The 14,840-nt window shown below is 72.5% G+C and carries 13 protein-coding genes; 8 read left to right on the forward strand and 5 right to left on the reverse strand.

From position 1 onward, the window contains the following. Positions 1 to 221: 221 nt before the first annotated feature. Positions 222 to 3,455 carry a cytochrome P450 gene (locus AB0I94_RS31505; protein ID WP_363313113.1) on the forward strand — a complete coding sequence of 1,078 codons (3,234 nt, stop codon included), beginning with the start codon at positions 222 to 224 and terminating at the stop codon, positions 3,453 to 3,455. A gap of 60 nt (positions 3,456 to 3,515) precedes the next feature. Here the strand turns inward: AB0I94_RS31505 and AB0I94_RS31510 are convergent, their stop codons facing one another. Together AB0I94_RS31510 and AB0I94_RS31515 are read right to left on the reverse strand one after the other, a co-directional pair. Further along, complete coding sequence (locus tag AB0I94_RS31510; RefSeq protein WP_363313114.1) at positions 3,516 to 4,229, reverse strand: HAD family phosphatase; 714 nt, start codon at positions 4,227 to 4,229, stop codon at positions 3,516 to 3,518. 10 nt (positions 4,230 to 4,239) lie between these two features. Next, the gene (locus AB0I94_RS31515) at positions 4,240 to 4,815 is read right to left on the reverse strand and encodes a PadR family transcriptional regulator (protein WP_363313115.1); all 576 of its coding nucleotides are present in this window, start codon (positions 4,813 to 4,815) and stop codon (positions 4,240 to 4,242) included. 94 nt (positions 4,816 to 4,909) lie between these two features. Between AB0I94_RS31515 and AB0I94_RS31520 the strand changes: the two genes are divergently transcribed. Further along, a complete protein-coding gene (locus AB0I94_RS31520; RefSeq protein WP_363313117.1) occupies positions 4,910 to 5,305 on the forward strand; it encodes a nuclear transport factor 2 family protein in 396 nt (131 codons plus the stop codon). A gap of 5 nt (positions 5,306 to 5,310) precedes the next feature. Here the strand turns inward: AB0I94_RS31520 and AB0I94_RS31525 are convergent, their stop codons facing one another. Continuing rightward, on the reverse strand, positions 5,311 to 6,210 hold the full coding sequence (locus AB0I94_RS31525; RefSeq protein ID WP_363313118.1) for a LysR family transcriptional regulator: 900 nt from the start codon (positions 6,208 to 6,210) through the stop codon (positions 5,311 to 5,313). Positions 6,211 to 6,451: 241 nt separating this feature from the next. Between AB0I94_RS31525 and AB0I94_RS31530 the strand changes: the two genes are divergently transcribed. From AB0I94_RS31530 to AB0I94_RS31540, 3 genes are read left to right on the forward strand one after another with little or no spacing between them, the layout of a single operon-like run. Beyond that, entirely contained in the window at positions 6,452 to 7,147 is a 696-nt protein-coding gene (locus AB0I94_RS31530) for a type 1 glutamine amidotransferase domain-containing protein (protein WP_363313119.1), read from the forward strand. 5 nt (positions 7,148 to 7,152) lie between these two features. After that, positions 7,153 to 7,758, forward strand: a complete 606-nt coding sequence (locus AB0I94_RS31535; protein WP_363313120.1) for a TetR/AcrR family transcriptional regulator — start codon at positions 7,153 to 7,155, stop codon at positions 7,756 to 7,758. A gap of 21 nt (positions 7,759 to 7,779) precedes the next feature. Further along, the gene (locus AB0I94_RS31540; RefSeq protein WP_363313121.1) at positions 7,780 to 9,123 is read left to right on the forward strand and encodes an aldehyde dehydrogenase family protein; all 1,344 of its coding nucleotides are present in this window, start codon (positions 7,780 to 7,782) and stop codon (positions 9,121 to 9,123) included. A gap of 142 nt (positions 9,124 to 9,265) precedes the next feature. On the opposite strand, the gene AB0I94_RS31545 is transcribed toward AB0I94_RS31540, so the two are convergent. Further along, a complete protein-coding gene (locus AB0I94_RS31545; protein WP_363313122.1) occupies positions 9,266 to 9,946 on the reverse strand; it encodes a response regulator transcription factor in 681 nt (226 codons plus the stop codon). Beyond that, positions 9,943 to 11,148, reverse strand: coding sequence for a sensor histidine kinase (locus AB0I94_RS31550; protein WP_363313223.1), 1,206 nt, complete (start codon positions 11,146 to 11,148; stop codon positions 9,943 to 9,945). The genes AB0I94_RS31545 and AB0I94_RS31550 overlap by 4 nt, the downstream gene beginning before the upstream one ends. Positions 11,149 to 11,334: 186 nt before the next feature. On the opposite strand from AB0I94_RS31550, the gene AB0I94_RS31555 reads away from it, so the two are divergent. Genes AB0I94_RS31555 through AB0I94_RS31565 form a run of 3 tightly spaced genes read left to right on the forward strand, consistent with a single transcriptional unit; the run spans position 11,335 to position 14,653 of the window. Then, the gene (locus AB0I94_RS31555) at positions 11,335 to 12,300 is read left to right on the forward strand and encodes an ATP-binding cassette domain-containing protein (RefSeq protein WP_363313123.1); all 966 of its coding nucleotides are present in this window, start codon (positions 11,335 to 11,337) and stop codon (positions 12,298 to 12,300) included. Then, a complete protein-coding gene (locus AB0I94_RS31560) occupies positions 12,297 to 13,847 on the forward strand; it encodes an ABC transporter permease subunit (RefSeq protein ID WP_363313124.1) in 1,551 nt (516 codons plus the stop codon). The genes AB0I94_RS31555 and AB0I94_RS31560 overlap by 4 nt, the downstream gene beginning before the upstream one ends. Further along, positions 13,844 to 14,653 carry an ABC transporter permease gene (locus tag AB0I94_RS31565; RefSeq protein ID WP_363313125.1) on the forward strand — a complete coding sequence of 270 codons (810 nt, stop codon included), beginning with the start codon at positions 13,844 to 13,846 and terminating at the stop codon, positions 14,651 to 14,653. The genes AB0I94_RS31560 and AB0I94_RS31565 overlap by 4 nt, the downstream gene beginning before the upstream one ends. The last annotated feature ends 187 nt before the right edge of the window (positions 14,654 to 14,840 follow it).

Below are 14,840 nucleotides of genomic sequence, written 5' to 3' on the forward strand. Positions count from 1 at the left end.
CAGCACGGAGTCCGTGGAGTCCACAGGGCGACTCCTTCCAGCCGAGGACGGTGGGAGAGCGGGGGCAGTCAAGACCGGGGCCGGTCAAGAGTTGGGTGAGTCAAGACCGGGGGGTCGTTCCCCACTACACAATCATGTAGGGGTACGGCGCGGACCTGCGGGGATCGGCGATCAAGCTGGTGAGGAGTGACTTCCGTACGGCGAAAGGCAGTTGTCACGCCATGCCCCCCACCACCACCGCACCGCTCCCCCAGGACGCCGGCTCCGGCCTCGACGGCGTACCGTTGATCGACATCTCCGACACCGGGCCGGGGCCCGCCCCGCTGCAGCAGATCATGGAACTGGTCCGCCGGCACGGGCCCGTGGTGCGACGGCGGCTGCACGGCCGCGACGCGCTGTTCGTGAGCGATCTCGATCTCGTGACCGAGCTCGCCGACGAGACCCGGTTCGCCAAGCATGTCGGGCCCGCCCTGGAGAACGTGCGTGAGTTCACGGCCGACGGGCTGTTCACCGCGTACAACGACGAGCCCAACTGGGCTCGGGCGCACGACATCCTGATGCCCGCGTTCGCCCTGGGTTCGATGCGTACGTACCACCCGATGATGCTGCGCGTCGCCCGGCGGCTGATCGAGTCGTGGGACCGGGGTGCGCGGGACGGGCGTCCCGTGGACGTTCCGGGCGACATGACGCGGATGACCCTGGACACCATCGGACTCGCCGGCTTCGGCTATGACTTCGGTTCGTTCGAGCGGGCGGAGCCGCATCCCTTCATCGATGCCATGGTCCGCTGCCTGGAGTGGAGCATGACGCGGCTGAGCCGGACGCCGGGCAGTGACCACTCGGCGGCGGACGCGGCCTTCCGGGCGGACGCCGACTATCTGGCGCAGGTGGTGGACGAGGTCATCTCCGCGCGGTCGGGCGGCGTGCCCGGCGCGGAACCCGCCGATGACCTGCTCGGCCTCATGCTCAGCGCCGCGCATCCGGGCGACGGCACGAAGCTGGACACCGCCAACATCCGCAACCAGGTCATCACCTTCCTGATCGCGGGGCACGAGACGACGTCCGGCGCGATGTCGTTCGCGCTGTACTACCTCGCCAAGCACCCGGCCGTGCTCGATCTCGTACGGCGCGAGGTCGACGCCCTGTGGGGCGACGCCTCCGATCCGGAGCCGGCCTTCGACGACGTCGGGCGGCTCACGTTCACCCGTCAGGTCCTCAACGAGGCGCTGCGGCTGTGGCCGACGGCCGCCGCGTTCGGCCGGCACGCCCGTGAGGACACGCTCCTCGGCGGTCGCATCCCGCTGCGCAAGGGGCAGGGCGTCACCGTCCTGACGCCGATGCTGCACCGGCAGCCCGTATGGGGCGACAACCCGGAGCTGTTCGACCCGGCGCGCTTCACCGCACAGGCGGAGGCCGCGCGCTCCCCGCACGCGTATCTGCCGTTCGGCACCGGTGAACGGGCCTGCATCGGGCGGCAGTTCGCGCTGCACGAGGCGACCATGCTGCTCGGGATGCTGGTTCATCGCTACCGGCTGCACGATCACGCCGACTACCGGCTCTCCGTCAAGGAGACGCTCACCCTCAAGCCCGACGGCTTCACCCTCACCCTGACGCCCCGCACCGCCGCCGACCGCGCGCACGGCGAGCTGCCCGGCATGACGGCCGCCCCCGCCGCGGCGGACATCGACGCCGCCGCCCTGCCCGCGCGCGTCCTGCCCGGCACCCGCGCGCTCTTCCTGCACGGCAGCAACTACGGGACCTGCCGGGACTTCGCGGCGCAACTCGCCGACGAGGCGGCGGCGGTGGGCTGTGACACGCAGGTCGCGCCGCTGGACGAGTACGCGGGCGCGCTGCCCGCCGACCGCCCCGTCATCATCACCGCCGCTTCCTACAACGGCCGCCCCACCGACGACGCCACGGCGTTCGCCTCCTGGCTGGACGGAGCCCCGCCGGCCACCGCCGAGAACGTCACGTACGCCGTCCTGGGCGTGGGCGACCGCAACTGGGCCGCCACATATCAGCACGTCCCGACGCGCTTCGACGAGCGGCTCGCGGAACTGGGCGGCGCCCGGCTCCTGGGGCGTACGGCGGCCGACGCCTCGGGTGATCTCGGCGGCGCCGTACGCGAGTTCACCGCGCGGCTGCGCACGGCGCTCCTTGAGCGATACGGCGACCCCGACGCGACGACGGCCCCGGACGCCGCCGCTTCCCGCTCCGACGCGTACGAGGTCCGCGAGCTGACCGGCGGCCCGCTGGACGCGCTCGCCGCCCGGCACGGCCTTGTCCCGATGACGGTCAGCGAGGCCTACGACCTCACCGCGCCCGGCCACCCCCGCACGAAGCGCTTCGTGCGGCTCGCTCTGCCCGACGGCATGGCCTACCGCACCGGCGACCACCTCGCCGTGCTGCCCGTCAACGACCCGGCGCTCGTCGACCGGGCCGCCGCCGCGCTCGGCGTGGACCTGGACACCGTCCTCGACATCCGCGCGAGCCGCCCGCGCCGCGACGGTCTCGCCGTGGACCGTCCACTGACGGTCGGCCAACTGCTGAGGCACCACGTCGAGTTGCAGGGGCGGCCCACCGCGGAGCAGCTGGCCGTGCTCGCCGCCGCCAACCCCTGCCCTCCGGAGCGGGCCGAACTCGCCGCCCTCGCCTCCGACGCCGGGGCCCGCGCGGCCGACGGGCGCACGCTGCTCGAACTGGTCGAGGCCTGCCCTGCCCTGCGCGGGGCCCTGGAGTGGCCGCGACTGCTCGACGTGCTCACGCCGCTGCGGCCCCGCCAGTACTCGGTGTCGTCGTCGCCGGGCGCGCACCCCGCTCACGCCGACCTGATGGTGTCCCTCCTGGAAGCCCCGGCCCGCTCGGGCAGCGGGCGGCTGTACCGCGGGACGGGCTCCGGTCACCTCAACCGGGTGCTGCCGGGTGACACCGTCCTGGCCCGGGTCCAGCCCTGCCGCGAGGCCTTCCGCATCGACCACACGGACACCGCGCCCATTATCATGGTCGCCGCGGGTACCGGCCTCGCCCCGTTCCGCGGGACCATCGCGGACCGTGCGTCGCTGGTCGCGGCGGGAGCCCAACTGCCGCCCGCGCTGTGCTACTTCGGCTGCGACCACCCGGACGCCGACTTCCTGCACGCCGGGGAACTGCGCGCCGCCGAGTCCGCCGGAGCGGTCTCGCTGCGCCCCGCCTTCAGCGCCGCCCCCGTCGACGGGGTGGCTTTCGTCCAGCACCGCATCGCGGCGGAGGCCGACGAGGTGTGGGCCCTGCTGGCCGCCGGAGCCCGCGTGTACGTGTGCGGCGACGGCTCACGCATGGCCCCGGGTGTGCGGGACGCCCTGCGGGCACTCCACCAGGACCGCACCCCGGGGGCCACGCCCGCGGACTCGACCCGCTGGCTGGACGGGCTGACCGCGAACGGGCGCTACGTGGAGGACGTGTACGCGGCGGGGTGAGCGGACGAGCGGCTCGCGCCGGGGACGGCAGCACCGGTCCCGGCGTGCGGCCCGGCGGCCCTACGCTCCAGAACAGGCCGTCGGGCCCGACGCGTGGCCGGCGTCGGCGTCGAACAACTCCCGCAAGGCGTGCGCCGTTTCCTCGCTGTGCAGGTGGTGCAGGCCCCGGATGCCCAGGCGGGCCGCGCCGGTCAGGTTGTGTTCCAGGTCGTCGATCATGACGCAGGCGGCCGGGTCGACGCCGAGGCGTTCGCAGGCCGTTCGGTAGATGTGGCGGCCCGGCTTGCGGGAGCCGATGCGGCTGGAGATCACCACGACGTCCGCGAGCGCGTCCAGGTCATATCCCTGGTAGCAGTCGTCGCCGAGCGCGTTCGACACGATCGCCACCGGGACGCCCTGGGCGCGCAGCCCGTTCAACGCCGCGAGCATCGTCTCGTCCGGCCGCATCCCCGCTCCGATCGCGGTGACGAGGCCCGCCGGTTCCACGTCCACGCCCTTCTCGCGCAACCGCGCCGCGATGCCCCGCTCGAAATCGGCCTCGCTCATGCGCCCGCACTCGTGCTCCACCAGGAGCGCCGACGACTCCGTGTCCTCCCGGAACAGCCTCTCGATCAGGAGGGGATCGTCGCTCACCCGCGTCGACCAGGCACGGAAAGAGTCGAGCACGCTGGTGGTCAGCACACCGCCGAAATCGGTGAGCACCGCACGCGGTGGCCCGGCCGGTCGCACCTCGGACGCCTCGGACACCTCGGACACCTCAGACGCCTCATCCACTTCTGCCTCCTCAAGTCCCGCCCTTGGCGGCATGGTTGAATCGTCGGTCGAGGATCTCAAGGACCCGTTCACCCCAGCGCAGGTTCGACTCCTCGAGGGACCTGCCCGCCATCAGCGTCAGGTAGGGGCCGAGCCGCTCGGCCTCGCGCAGGTACGCCTCCTCCTCCCGGCCGCCGAGAAGGTGCAGGCGCAGCCGTTCGTACCGGGCCAGCTTGCCCCGCGACCACTCCATGCGCTCCTCGATCAGCGCGCGGGTGGCTGCCGGGTCGGCGCCGTCCATGGCCTGCACCTTGACCATGAGTTCGTCCCGGATGGCGATGGGCCGGGGCGGCTCGGCTGCGAAGGCGTGCAGATCCCGCAGACCGGCGTCGGTGAGCGTGAACATCCGTTTGTTCGGCCTGCGTTCCTGCTGCACCACGCGCGCGTCGATCAGGCCGTCGGCGGCCAGCCGCTCCAGCTCTCGGTAGAGCTGCTGGGGAGTCGCGGACCAGAAGTTCGACACGGACACGTCGAAGATCTTGGCCAGGTCGTAGCCGGACGACTCGCCCTCCAGGAGCGCAGCGAGCACCGCGTACTTGAGAGACATCTGGACACCGTACACCGATGTGATTACTCTCCTTTGCACCTACTCAACAAGTTGACTATCTACGTATCGACGATCAATCGCGAGGTGTGTGGGCATGCAGGCTTTCCGCAAGGCCGTCGAGGCCAACGATCACGCGGCGATCGAGGCGCTTCTGGCCGAGGACGTCGTCTTCTCCAGCCCGGTCGTCTTCCGCCCCTACCCCGGCAAGGCGACGACGGCCGCGATCCTGCGCGGCGTCACGCGGGTCTTCGAGGACTTCCGGTACGTACGCGAGATCAACGACGCCGAGGGCCGGGACTCCGCGCTCGTCTTCGAGGCGCGGGTCGGCGACCGGCAGATCACCGGCTGCGACTTCCTCCACGTCGATGAGGACGGACTGATCGACGAGTTGATGGTGATGGTCCGCCCCCTGTCGGGCGCACAGGCGCTCGCGGCGGCCATGGGCGCCCAGTGGGACCAGATCACCCGGGAGGCCGCGGGCGACGCGTAAGGCGCCTACCAGGCGCGAGCCGACCGGATCAGGTGGTCGTGCACGAGGGCGACGTGCGGGTTGTCCGCCGAGCCGGGGCGCTGGACGAGGAAGCCGGTGTTGATCGGGGCGTCCTCCGGGTCGTGGAGAAGGGTCAGAGCACCGGCGGCCAGGGCGTCACGGCAGAGGTAACGCGGCAGCACGGCGAATCCCGCGCCCGCGGTGACCGCCGAGAGCACGCCCCGCAGATCGGGGACCGTGACGGAGGCCTCGCAGGTCAGCCGCTTGCCGAAGACGTGCCGCCAGTAGCGGCGGGTGATCGGCAGGTCCTCGGCGTACGTCACCAGCGGGACGCCGAGCAGCACCGCGGGGCCGTCCTCGGCGATCCGCGCCGCGCCGCCGATGCGCTCGGCCCACGCGGGCGCCGCGACCAGGACGAACTCCTCGTCCGCCAGTGGTACGGAGCTCAGGGAGCGTCCGCGGGGGCGGGCCGTGGCGATCACCAGGTCGTGCCGCCCCGCCCGCAGCTCGTCCAGGAGCCGGTCGGTCAGGCCGGTCGTCACACGCAGCCTGACCCCCTTCTCGACCAGCGGCGCCAGCGCGGGCAGCGCGCAGTGGCAGAGCATCTCCGCCGGGCCCGCCAGATGGACGGGCTCCGCGGGGGCGCCGTCCACGGGACCGCCGTGCCCGGTGACCGCGGCGAGGGCGTCGAGGGGGTCGACGACCCGGGCGGCGAGGGCGTCCGCGTACGGCGCGGGAGCCACACCCCGGGGCAGCCGCTCGAACAGCTCCCGGTCGACCTGCCGCTCCAGGGCCCTGATCTGCGTGGTGACGGTGGGCTGCGAGAGGCCGAGGACACGGGCCGCGGCAGTGAAGGAACCCGACCGGTACACGGCCAGGAACGTACGCAGCAGGTTCAGGTCCAAAGGTCCCCCGGCGACCGGCGCCACGGCCGGCGCCAGGACCGGCGCGGTCGGCCCGCTCGCTCCGGCCCCCGAAGCTGTTCCCGCCGATCCGGAAGCTATTCCCGCCGATCCATCGGAATCCCTATCTCCCATATGGCTCAGCCTATTGGATTTCGTTGGGAGCGTCCGCCTACCTTCGAGGACAGCACCGACTGACGTCCTGAGCACAGAACGTCAGAGATTCCAGCCTCGGAGAGACACCATGTCCAAGATCTTGTTCGTCGTGACCGGCGCCGACCACTGGACGCTGGCTGACGGCACCCAGCACCCGACCGGCTTCTGGGCCGAGGAGGTCGTCGCGCCCTACGAGGCGTTCAGGGCCGCCGGGCACGAGATCGTCGTCGCGACACCGGGCGGCGTCGTGCCGACCGTGGACCAGGCGAGCCTCGCGCCCGAGTTCAACGGCGGCGAGGAAGGCGCCGAGAAGATCTCCACCACCCTCGCGGAGATCGCCGAGTTCCTGGCGCCGGTCAAGCTGGAGGAGGTCGACCTCGCCGAGTACGCCGCGGTCTTCTACCCCGGCGGCCACGGCCCCATGGAGGACCTCGCCGTCAACGCGGAGTCCGGCAGGCTGCTCAGCTCCGCGCTGGAGATCGGCATGCCGCTCGGCGTCGTCTGCCACGGTCCCGCCGCGCTGCTCGCCGCCACCAAGGAGGACGGCTCCAACGCGTTCGCGGGGTACGAGCTGACCGGCTTCACCAATGCCGAGGAGACCCAGTCCGGGTTCGCCGAGAAGGCCAAGTGGCTGCTCCAGGACCGGCTCGTCGCGGCGGGCGCCGACTTCCAGGAGGGCGAGGCGTGGGCCCCCAAGGTGGTCGTCGACCGCAACCTGGTCACCGGCCAGAACCCGGCGTCCTCGGCTCCCCTGGCGGACGAGCTCCTCAAGAAGCTGGCCTGACCGTCATGGGCAGCGACCGGCTCGACGAGGTCCTCGACGCCACCTACGACTCCCTCACCCGGTACGGCGTACGGCGCACCACGATGGACGACATCGCCTCCACGATGGGCGTGTCCCGGTCAGCGGTCTACCTGCACGTACGCAACAAGGACGACGCCTTCCGCAAGCTCGCCGAGCGCCTGCACGACGAGGCGCTCGGGCGGGCTCGGCAGGCGGCGGACGAGGACACCTCAGCCGCCGAGCGCGTCCGGGGCGTCCTCGCCGCCAAGCTCGATCTGGTCCTGCGGCTGGCAGGGGACTCGCCGCACTCCGCCGAACTGCTCGACGCGAAGGCCCGCCTCTTCGGCGACATCTGCGACGGCTTCACCGGCTCGCTGCGGCGCCTGCTCACCGACCTGTTCACCGAGGCAGGCACCCCGGCCGCGGTGGAACCCGCCGAGGCCGCCGACATCTGCATCGCCCTGGTCATAGGCCTGGAATCCGTGTCCGGCGGCCGCGAGCTCTTCGGCCCCGCCGCGGACGCGCTCCTGGCCGGACTGCTCGGAACGCCGGTCGCCACGACGACGCCCGGCCGACCGACCCCCTCCCCCTCCACACACAGCCGTACCTGAGACATCCCGAGGAGACCCCTCATGCACCACCCCGAAGCGCTCACTCCCGGCGCCCTCGACCCCGAAGCCCTGGTGGCCAAGCTCCGTGCCACCTTCGCCACCGGCCGCACCCGGCCGCTGGCCTGGCGTGAGGAGCAGCTCACGCGGCTGCGCTCCTTGTTCACGGAGCACCGCGAGGACATCGCGGACGCCCTCCACGCCGATCTGCACAAGCCCCGCACCGAGTCGTACACCGCCGAAGTCGCCTTTCCCGTACGGGAGATCGACCACACGCTGGCTCACCTGAGGGAGTGGCTGACCCCTCAGCCGCTCGCTGCCGACGCCCTTGCGGGGCTCCCCGAGGGTTCCACCGCCGGTACGCAGTACGAACCGCTCGGCACCGTCCTGATCATCGCGCCCTGGAACTACCCCGTCCAGCTCCTGCTGGTGCCCCTCGTGGGCGCGCTCGCGGCGGGCAACACGGCCGTCCTCAAGCCGAGTGAAGTCACCCCGGCCACCTCCGAGTTGATCGCACGGCTCATCCCCCAGTACCTGGAGACGGACGCGGTCGCCGTCGTCGAGGGCGGCGTGCCGGAGACCACCGCGCTGCTCGCCCAGCGGTACGACCACATCTTCTACACCGGCAACGGCGCCGTCGGCCGCATCGTCATGCGGGCCGCCGCCGAGCACCTCACCCCGGTCACCCTCGAACTCGGCGGCAAGTCGCCGGTGTTCGTGGACCGGGACGTCGACCTGACCGCCGTCGCCACGCGCCTGGCCGAGTCCAAGTTCCGCAACGCCGGACAGACGTGCGTCGCCCCCGACTACGTCCTGACCGACCCGGAGACCGCGCCCGCCCTCGCCCGGGAGCTGCGCACGGCCGTGGAGCGGGTGTTCGGCGCGGACCCGAAGTCCTCGGACGCCTACGGACGCATCGTCAACGAGCGGCACTTCGACCGGGTCTCGGCCCTCCTCGGCTCGGGGAAGACGGCGTTCGGCGGGCAGAGCGACCGCGAGGACGTCTACATCGCGCCGACCGTGCTCACCGACGTGCAGCCCGACGAGCCGGTGATGCGGGAGGAGATCTTCGGCCCCGTACTGCCGATCGTGAACGTCGGCGGGCTCGACGAGGCCATCGCGTTCATCAACGACCGCGACAAGCCGCTGGCTCTGTACGGCTTCACCGAGAGCGAGACCACGCGGCAACGCCTCGCGGCGGAGACGTCGTCGGGCGGGCTCGGCTTCGGCCTCCCAATGGCTCATCTCCGGGTCCCCGAGCTGCCGTTCGGCGGAGTCGGCGAGAGCGGCGTCGGCAACTACCACGGCCCGCACTCCATCGCCACGTTCAGCCACCGCAAGGCCCGGCTGGACGTTCCGCTGGGCTGACGGCTCCGGCCGGCGCTCATGACCGGGGCGCCGCCGGGGTGAACTCCCGCTCCCGGGGGGCTGGTTCTGGTGCTCCGTCCGGCACCCCGGCGGGGGCCGCCCGCCGGACGGGAACCCGGGCCTGGGCACCCGTTGTGCCCGCTCAGGCCCCCGCCCGCGGCACCACGAGCCCCGACTCGTACGCGGCGACCACCGCCTGGGTGCGGTCGCGCAGGCCGAGTTTTCCCAGCACCCGGCTCACATGGGTTTTCACCGTCTCCTCGCTGACGTGCAGCCGTCCGGCGATCTCCGGGTTGGACAGACCCTCCGCGATGAGTCGCAGCACCTCGGTCTCGCGCGGCGTGAGGGCGTCGACGCGGGCCGCGGGCCCGGAGGGCGGAGCGGGCCGCAGGCGGGCGAATTCCGCGATGAGCCTGCGGGTCACGGTGGGGGCCAGCAGCCCCTCGCCGGCGGCCACCACGCGCACCGCGTCGAAGAGGCGCTCCGCCGTGACGTCCTTGAGCAGGAACCCGGCGGCGCCCGCGCTCAGCGCGTCGTACACGTGCTCGTCCAGGTCGAAGGTGGTGAGGATCAGCACGCGCGTGCCGGTTCCGGCGAGCCGTCCGGTCGCCTCGATGCCGTCCATCACGGGCATGCGTACGTCCATCAGGACCAGGTCGGGCAGCAGCTCCCGGCAGAGTTCGACCGCCCGGGCGCCGTCGGCCGCCGTGCCGACGACCGTGAAGTCGGGCTGGGTGGCGAGGAGTCCGGCGTATCCGGCGCGCACGACCTCGTGGTCGTCGGCGATGACGAGGCGCAGCGGTGAGGGGCTCGGGGCGTTCATGCGGCATGCTCCCTCACCGGCGCGGGGAACGTCGCCTCGATGAGGAAACCGCCGCGCCGTGCGGGCCCCGCGCGCAGCTCGCCGCCGACCATCGCCGCGCGCTCGCGCATACCGACGAGGCCGTGCCCTTCGCCGAGCCCCTCCGAGGTGTGCGGGCTCGGTCCGTTGTCGCGCACGCGCAGGCGCAACACGTCCTCGGTATAGCGGAGTTCGACGTCCACGGCGGCGCCGGTCGCGTGCCGTCGGGCGTTGGTGAGGGCCTCTTGCACGATGCGGTACGCGGTGAGTTCCAGGCCGGGATCCAGCGGGCGCACCGGTCCTTCGACAATGAGGCGCACGGCGGCGGCCGAGGCGTCGCGGGCCTCGTCGACGAGTTCGCCGAGCTGGCGGAGTCCCGGCTGGGGGCGGCGGTCCGGTACGGGGCTCCCGGCGTCCTCGCGCAGCACGCCGAGCAGCCTGCGCATCTCGGTCAGCGCCGTGCGGGCGGTGTCGCCGATGGCCAGAAAGCGCTCGGCGCCCACGGCGGGCAGGCTCGGCGTGGTCAGCCTGGCGGTCTCGGCCTGCACCGCGATCATGGAGATGTGATGGGCGACGACGTCATGCAACTCCCTGGCGATCCTGGCCCGTTCACCTCGGGCGGCGTGCTCCAGGAGCGTGTCGGCGATGGCCTGCTCGGTCGCGCTGTTCACGAGGGCGGTGTCGCGCGCGCTCCGGGCCAGGCCGGTGCCGGCGGCGACGGAGGCGCACACAGCGGTGAGGACGGCGAGGAACCGGTCGCCCGCGCCGGAGCCCGCGGGCCCGGTCACCGCGTACGCGATGAAGGGCAGGGGAAGGACGGCGGCCAGGTACTTGAGGCCCCGGCGCCCGGCCTGGTGGAACGAGACGAGCAGCGCGCACAGCCCGGCGCCGGTCAGCACGTGGAACGGCGCGAGGGAGAGCATGCCCGCCGTGCCGGCGAGGACGACAGCGGCGGCGAGAAAGCCGCGGGACGCCGCCGGGCCTGCGATGGAGCGCGCCACCCAGTCGCCGCCGGCGAGCACCGCCACCGGCGCCGTCGTGCCGAGCGCGAGTGACAGGGCGAGCGGCAGCGGGACTTCGCCGTCCGTGCGCAGCAGTACCTCGCTCACGGCACCGAGTGCCAGCAGCGCCGTGGCCGGGAGGGGTGTCCGCGGCAGTCTGCGCGCGAACCGGCCACGCACCACGCCGCGGTTGAGGCCCGCCCTGATGCCCGCCCCCGAACCCGCCCCGGAGCCCGCCCCGGAAGTTTTCGCCCTCACACGAGTCATTGTCACCGGCGCGGGCCCTGCCGGAGTCCCTCACGTGAGGGATACGAAGACGGCTCCACCGCGTGACGACCCGCGGGCCCGGCGTCTCTAGCCTCACTTCTCATGGATGGCATCACAGCGACAACCGATGGTGGCGAAGCCACGATCGAAGTGCGCGGACTGCGCAAGCGGTTCGGCTCGGTCACCGCGGTGGACGGTCTCACCTTCACCGTCTCGCCGGGGCAGGTCACGGGGTTCGTCGGCCCCAACGGCGCGGGCAAATCGACCACCATGCGCATCGTTCTCGGACTGGACCGCGCGGACGAGGGCACCGCCCTCATCGGCGGCCGTCCCTATCGGGAGCTGCGCTCGCCGCTCCTGGAAGTGGGGTCACTGCTCGACGCCGGCGCCGTGCATCCCAGCCGCCGGGGGCGCGATCACCTTCTGTGGATGGCGCATTCGCATCGGCTGCCCGTTCGGCGCGTCGACGAGGTCCTCGAACTCGTCGGGCTGGGACAGGCCGCGCGGCGCAGGGCAGGGGGGTACTCGCTCGGCATGCGGCAGCGCCTCGGCATCGCGGCGGCGCTGCTCGGTGATCCGCCCGTGCTGCTCTTCGACGAACCCGTCAACGGCCTCGATCCGGAAGGCATCCGGTGGATACGCGGCTTCCTGAAGTCCCTGGCCGCCGAGGGCCGGGCCGTGCTCGTCTCCAGTCACCTGATGAGTGAACTGGAGGACACCGCCGATCACTTGGTCGTGGTCGGCCGCGGACGCGTCATCGCCGACACGAGCGTACGGGAGTTGCTCGCCGCCGCGTCGGGCGACCGTGTCGAGGTGCGGACGACCGACCGGACGACGGCGATGACCGTGCTCGCGGGCGCGGGGGCGAGTGTCGCGGCCACCGGGCGTGACACGCTCGCCGTCTCCCATCTGGCGGCGGAACGTGTCGTGGAGCTGCTGGGCGGTGCCGGTGTCTCCTTCTCGGGGATCTCCGCCCACCGGGCCACGCTCGAAGAGGCGTACATGGAACTGACCAGGAACGACGTGGAGTTCGCCGCCGAGCACCCGGCCGAGGGGAGCATCCGATGACGACGACCGAGACGCCACCTCGCAGGCCGAGCACGGTGCTGGTCGGCCGCGACGGCTTCCCGCAGCTCCTTCGCGCCGAGTGGACCAAGCTGCGTACGGTGCGGCGCTGGGGCCTCGCTCTGCTGGCCGCGGTCCTGGTGACCGTACTGATCTCCCTGTTCTCCGCGTCCAGTTCGGGCGTGGAGATCGCGGGCGGTGGCTCGGCGGCGCCCACCGGCCCCGCTGGGCAGTCCATCCGTGACGACTTCACCTTCGTGCACCGCACGCTACCCGCCGACGGCAGCGTCACCGCGCGGGTGACGGGGCCGACGGGCGTGCGTCCCGACCGGGCGCCCGACTGGGCCAAGGCCGGGGTGCTCGTCAAGGCGGACACCGAGAGCGGCTCGGACTACGCGGCCCTGATGGTCACCCCCGGGCACGGGGTGCGTTTCCAGAGCCACTTCACCGGTGACATCGCCGGTGGAGCCGCGTCCGCCGACGAACCCCGGTGGCTGCGGCTGACCCGGGCGGGCTCCACGGTCACGGCGTACACGTCGGCCGACGGCCGCGGCTGGAACAAGGTCGGGTCGGCCACGATCGATACGACGAAGGACGCGGTCGCGGTCGGTCTTTTCGTGGCGTCGCCCGACGTGCAGACCATGAAACGCGAGTTCGGCAATGTCTCACTCAGCGACGGCCCTTCCCGCTCGACCGCGCGCTTCGACGAGGTGACGGTCGAGGGCGCGGCGGACGGAGCCGACTGGCAGCGGACCGACGTCGGGCGCACCGACGGCGAGGAGGGCCGGCCCCGCCCCCCTCAAGGCGCGCCCCAGGGTGAACTGGAACGCTCCGGCGGTACGTTCATGCTCACCGGCTCCGGCGACATCGCGCCCGGCGCACCCATGCAGCCCGACCTCGTCGCCGCTTCCCTGAACGGCTCCCAGCTCGGCCTGGTCCTGATCGCCGCGCTCGGGGTCCTGTTCATCACCGCGGAGTACCGGCGCGGCATGATCCGCACCACGTTCGTGGCCAGCCCCAGGCGCGGCCGGGTGCTGGTCGCCAAAGCCGTGGTGATCGGCGCGGTCACCTTCGCCGCCGGGCTCGTCGCGTCCCTCGCGTCGTTCCTGCTCAGCATGGACGTACTGCGCGAGAACGGTCACAAGCCCCCGCGGTTCCCCGAGTTCTCCCTGACCGACGGACCGGTCGTGCGGGCGGTGCTCGGCACCTCGGCCGTACTCGCCCTGATCGCCGTCCTCGCCCTGGCGCTCGGCGCGCTGCTGCGCAGCACCGCCGCGGCGATCACCACCGTCGTCGTGGTGATCGTGCTGCCGCTGATCCTGGTCAGCGTGGTGCCGCTCGGTCTGTCGCAGTGGCTGCAACGGCTCACGCCCGTCGCGGGGTTCGCGATCCAGGAGTCGACGCCGCGCTACGACCAAGTGGCGAGCCTGTGCCTTCCCGAGGACGGCTGCTACCCGCAGGGCGCGTGGACCGGCTTGGCGACGCTCGCCGCGTACGCCGTCGTGGTGCTCGGCGTCGCGGTGTGGCGCGTCCGGAAGAGGGACGCGTGAGGGGCGGCCTCGGCGGTCGTGGCCGGGGCGGCCGGGCGTTCGGTGCGGCGCGGGCCGAGTGGACCAAGCTCCGTACGCTGCGCAGCACATGGTGGCTGCTGTTCGCCGTGGTGGTCCTGACCGTCCTCGCGGGCGCCGCCACCACCGCGTCGCTGACCGCCGGGGACTGCCCCGTCCCGGCCGACTGCCGCGAGGACACGGTGAAACTGAGCCTCACGGGCGTCTGGCTCGGCCAGGGCGCGGTCGTCGTCCTCGCGGTGCTCACGATGAGCGGTGAGTACGGCACGGGCACCATGCGTACGACGCTGACGACGGAGCCCGGCCGCATACGGCTGCTCGCCGCGAAGGCCCTGGTGCTGTGCACACTGACCGCGGTGGCCGGGGCCGTCGGGGTGCTCGGCTCGCTTCTGGTGGGGCGGATGCTGCTCGGCGCCGACGGCTTCGCGACACCGGGCCTCATGGAAGGAGCGACTGTGCGCGCTGCCTTCGGCACGGTCCTCTACCTCACGCTCGCCGCCCTGATCGGCCTCGGCGCGGCCACCGCGCTGCGCGACACGGCGGCAGCCGTCACCTCGGTGCTGGGCCTCTTCTACGCCTTCCCGCTGCTCGCGGGGCTGCTCGCCGACCCCGACTGGCAGGAGTACGCCCGGCGTGCGGCGCCCGCGACGGCCGGGCTCGCGATCCAGGCGACCGTCGACCTGGACCAGTTGCCGATCGGGCCGTGGGCCGGCATCGGGGTGCTCGCCGCGTACGCGGGGGTGGCGCTCCTCGTGGGCGGATGGGTGTTGCGGACGCGGGACGCCTGAGGCCGCGTACAGCATGTGCAACGGCCATGGACAGCCCCCGAGCTGCTGTGATCTCATCCGTCCGGGCGGGTCGATCGACCTTCGGCGTGGATCGGCGGACCTTCCACGCTGACCGGCGGGCGATCCCCGCGAGCAGCATGTGACCGGCCACCGTCCTGGCCCGCGTGCCTGTGGGCCGGTCATCGCT

Origin of the sequence: Streptomyces sp. NPDC050147 (genome assembly GCF_040660195.1) — a bacterium.
In the GTDB taxonomy this organism is placed as follows: domain Bacteria; phylum Actinomycetota; class Actinomycetes; order Streptomycetales; family Streptomycetaceae; genus Streptomyces.

Bases quoted from the DNA above. Each gene is read 5' to 3' on its own strand.
- AB0I94_RS31505 (WP_363313113.1), top strand. From the start codon at position 222: ATGCCCCCCACCACCACCGCACCGCTCCCCCAGGACGCCGGCTCCGGC.
- AB0I94_RS31515 (WP_363313115.1), bottom strand. From the start codon at position 4,815: ATGTCTCTCAAGTACGCGGTGCTCGCTGCGCTCCTGGAGGGCGAGTCG.
- AB0I94_RS31520 (WP_363313117.1), top strand. From the start codon at position 4,910: ATGCAGGCTTTCCGCAAGGCCGTCGAGGCCAACGATCACGCGGCGATC.
- AB0I94_RS31530 (WP_363313119.1), top strand. From the start codon at position 6,452: ATGTCCAAGATCTTGTTCGTCGTGACCGGCGCCGACCACTGGACGCTG.
- AB0I94_RS31535 (WP_363313120.1), top strand. From the start codon at position 7,153: ATGGGCAGCGACCGGCTCGACGAGGTCCTCGACGCCACCTACGACTCC.
- AB0I94_RS31540 (WP_363313121.1), top strand. From the start codon at position 7,780: ATGCACCACCCCGAAGCGCTCACTCCCGGCGCCCTCGACCCCGAAGCC.
- AB0I94_RS31545 (WP_363313122.1), bottom strand. From the start codon at position 9,946: ATGAACGCCCCGAGCCCCTCACCGCTGCGCCTCGTCATCGCCGACGAC.
- AB0I94_RS31555 (WP_363313123.1), top strand. From the start codon at position 11,335: ATGGATGGCATCACAGCGACAACCGATGGTGGCGAAGCCACGATCGAA.
- AB0I94_RS31560 (WP_363313124.1), top strand. From the start codon at position 12,297: ATGACGACGACCGAGACGCCACCTCGCAGGCCGAGCACGGTGCTGGTC.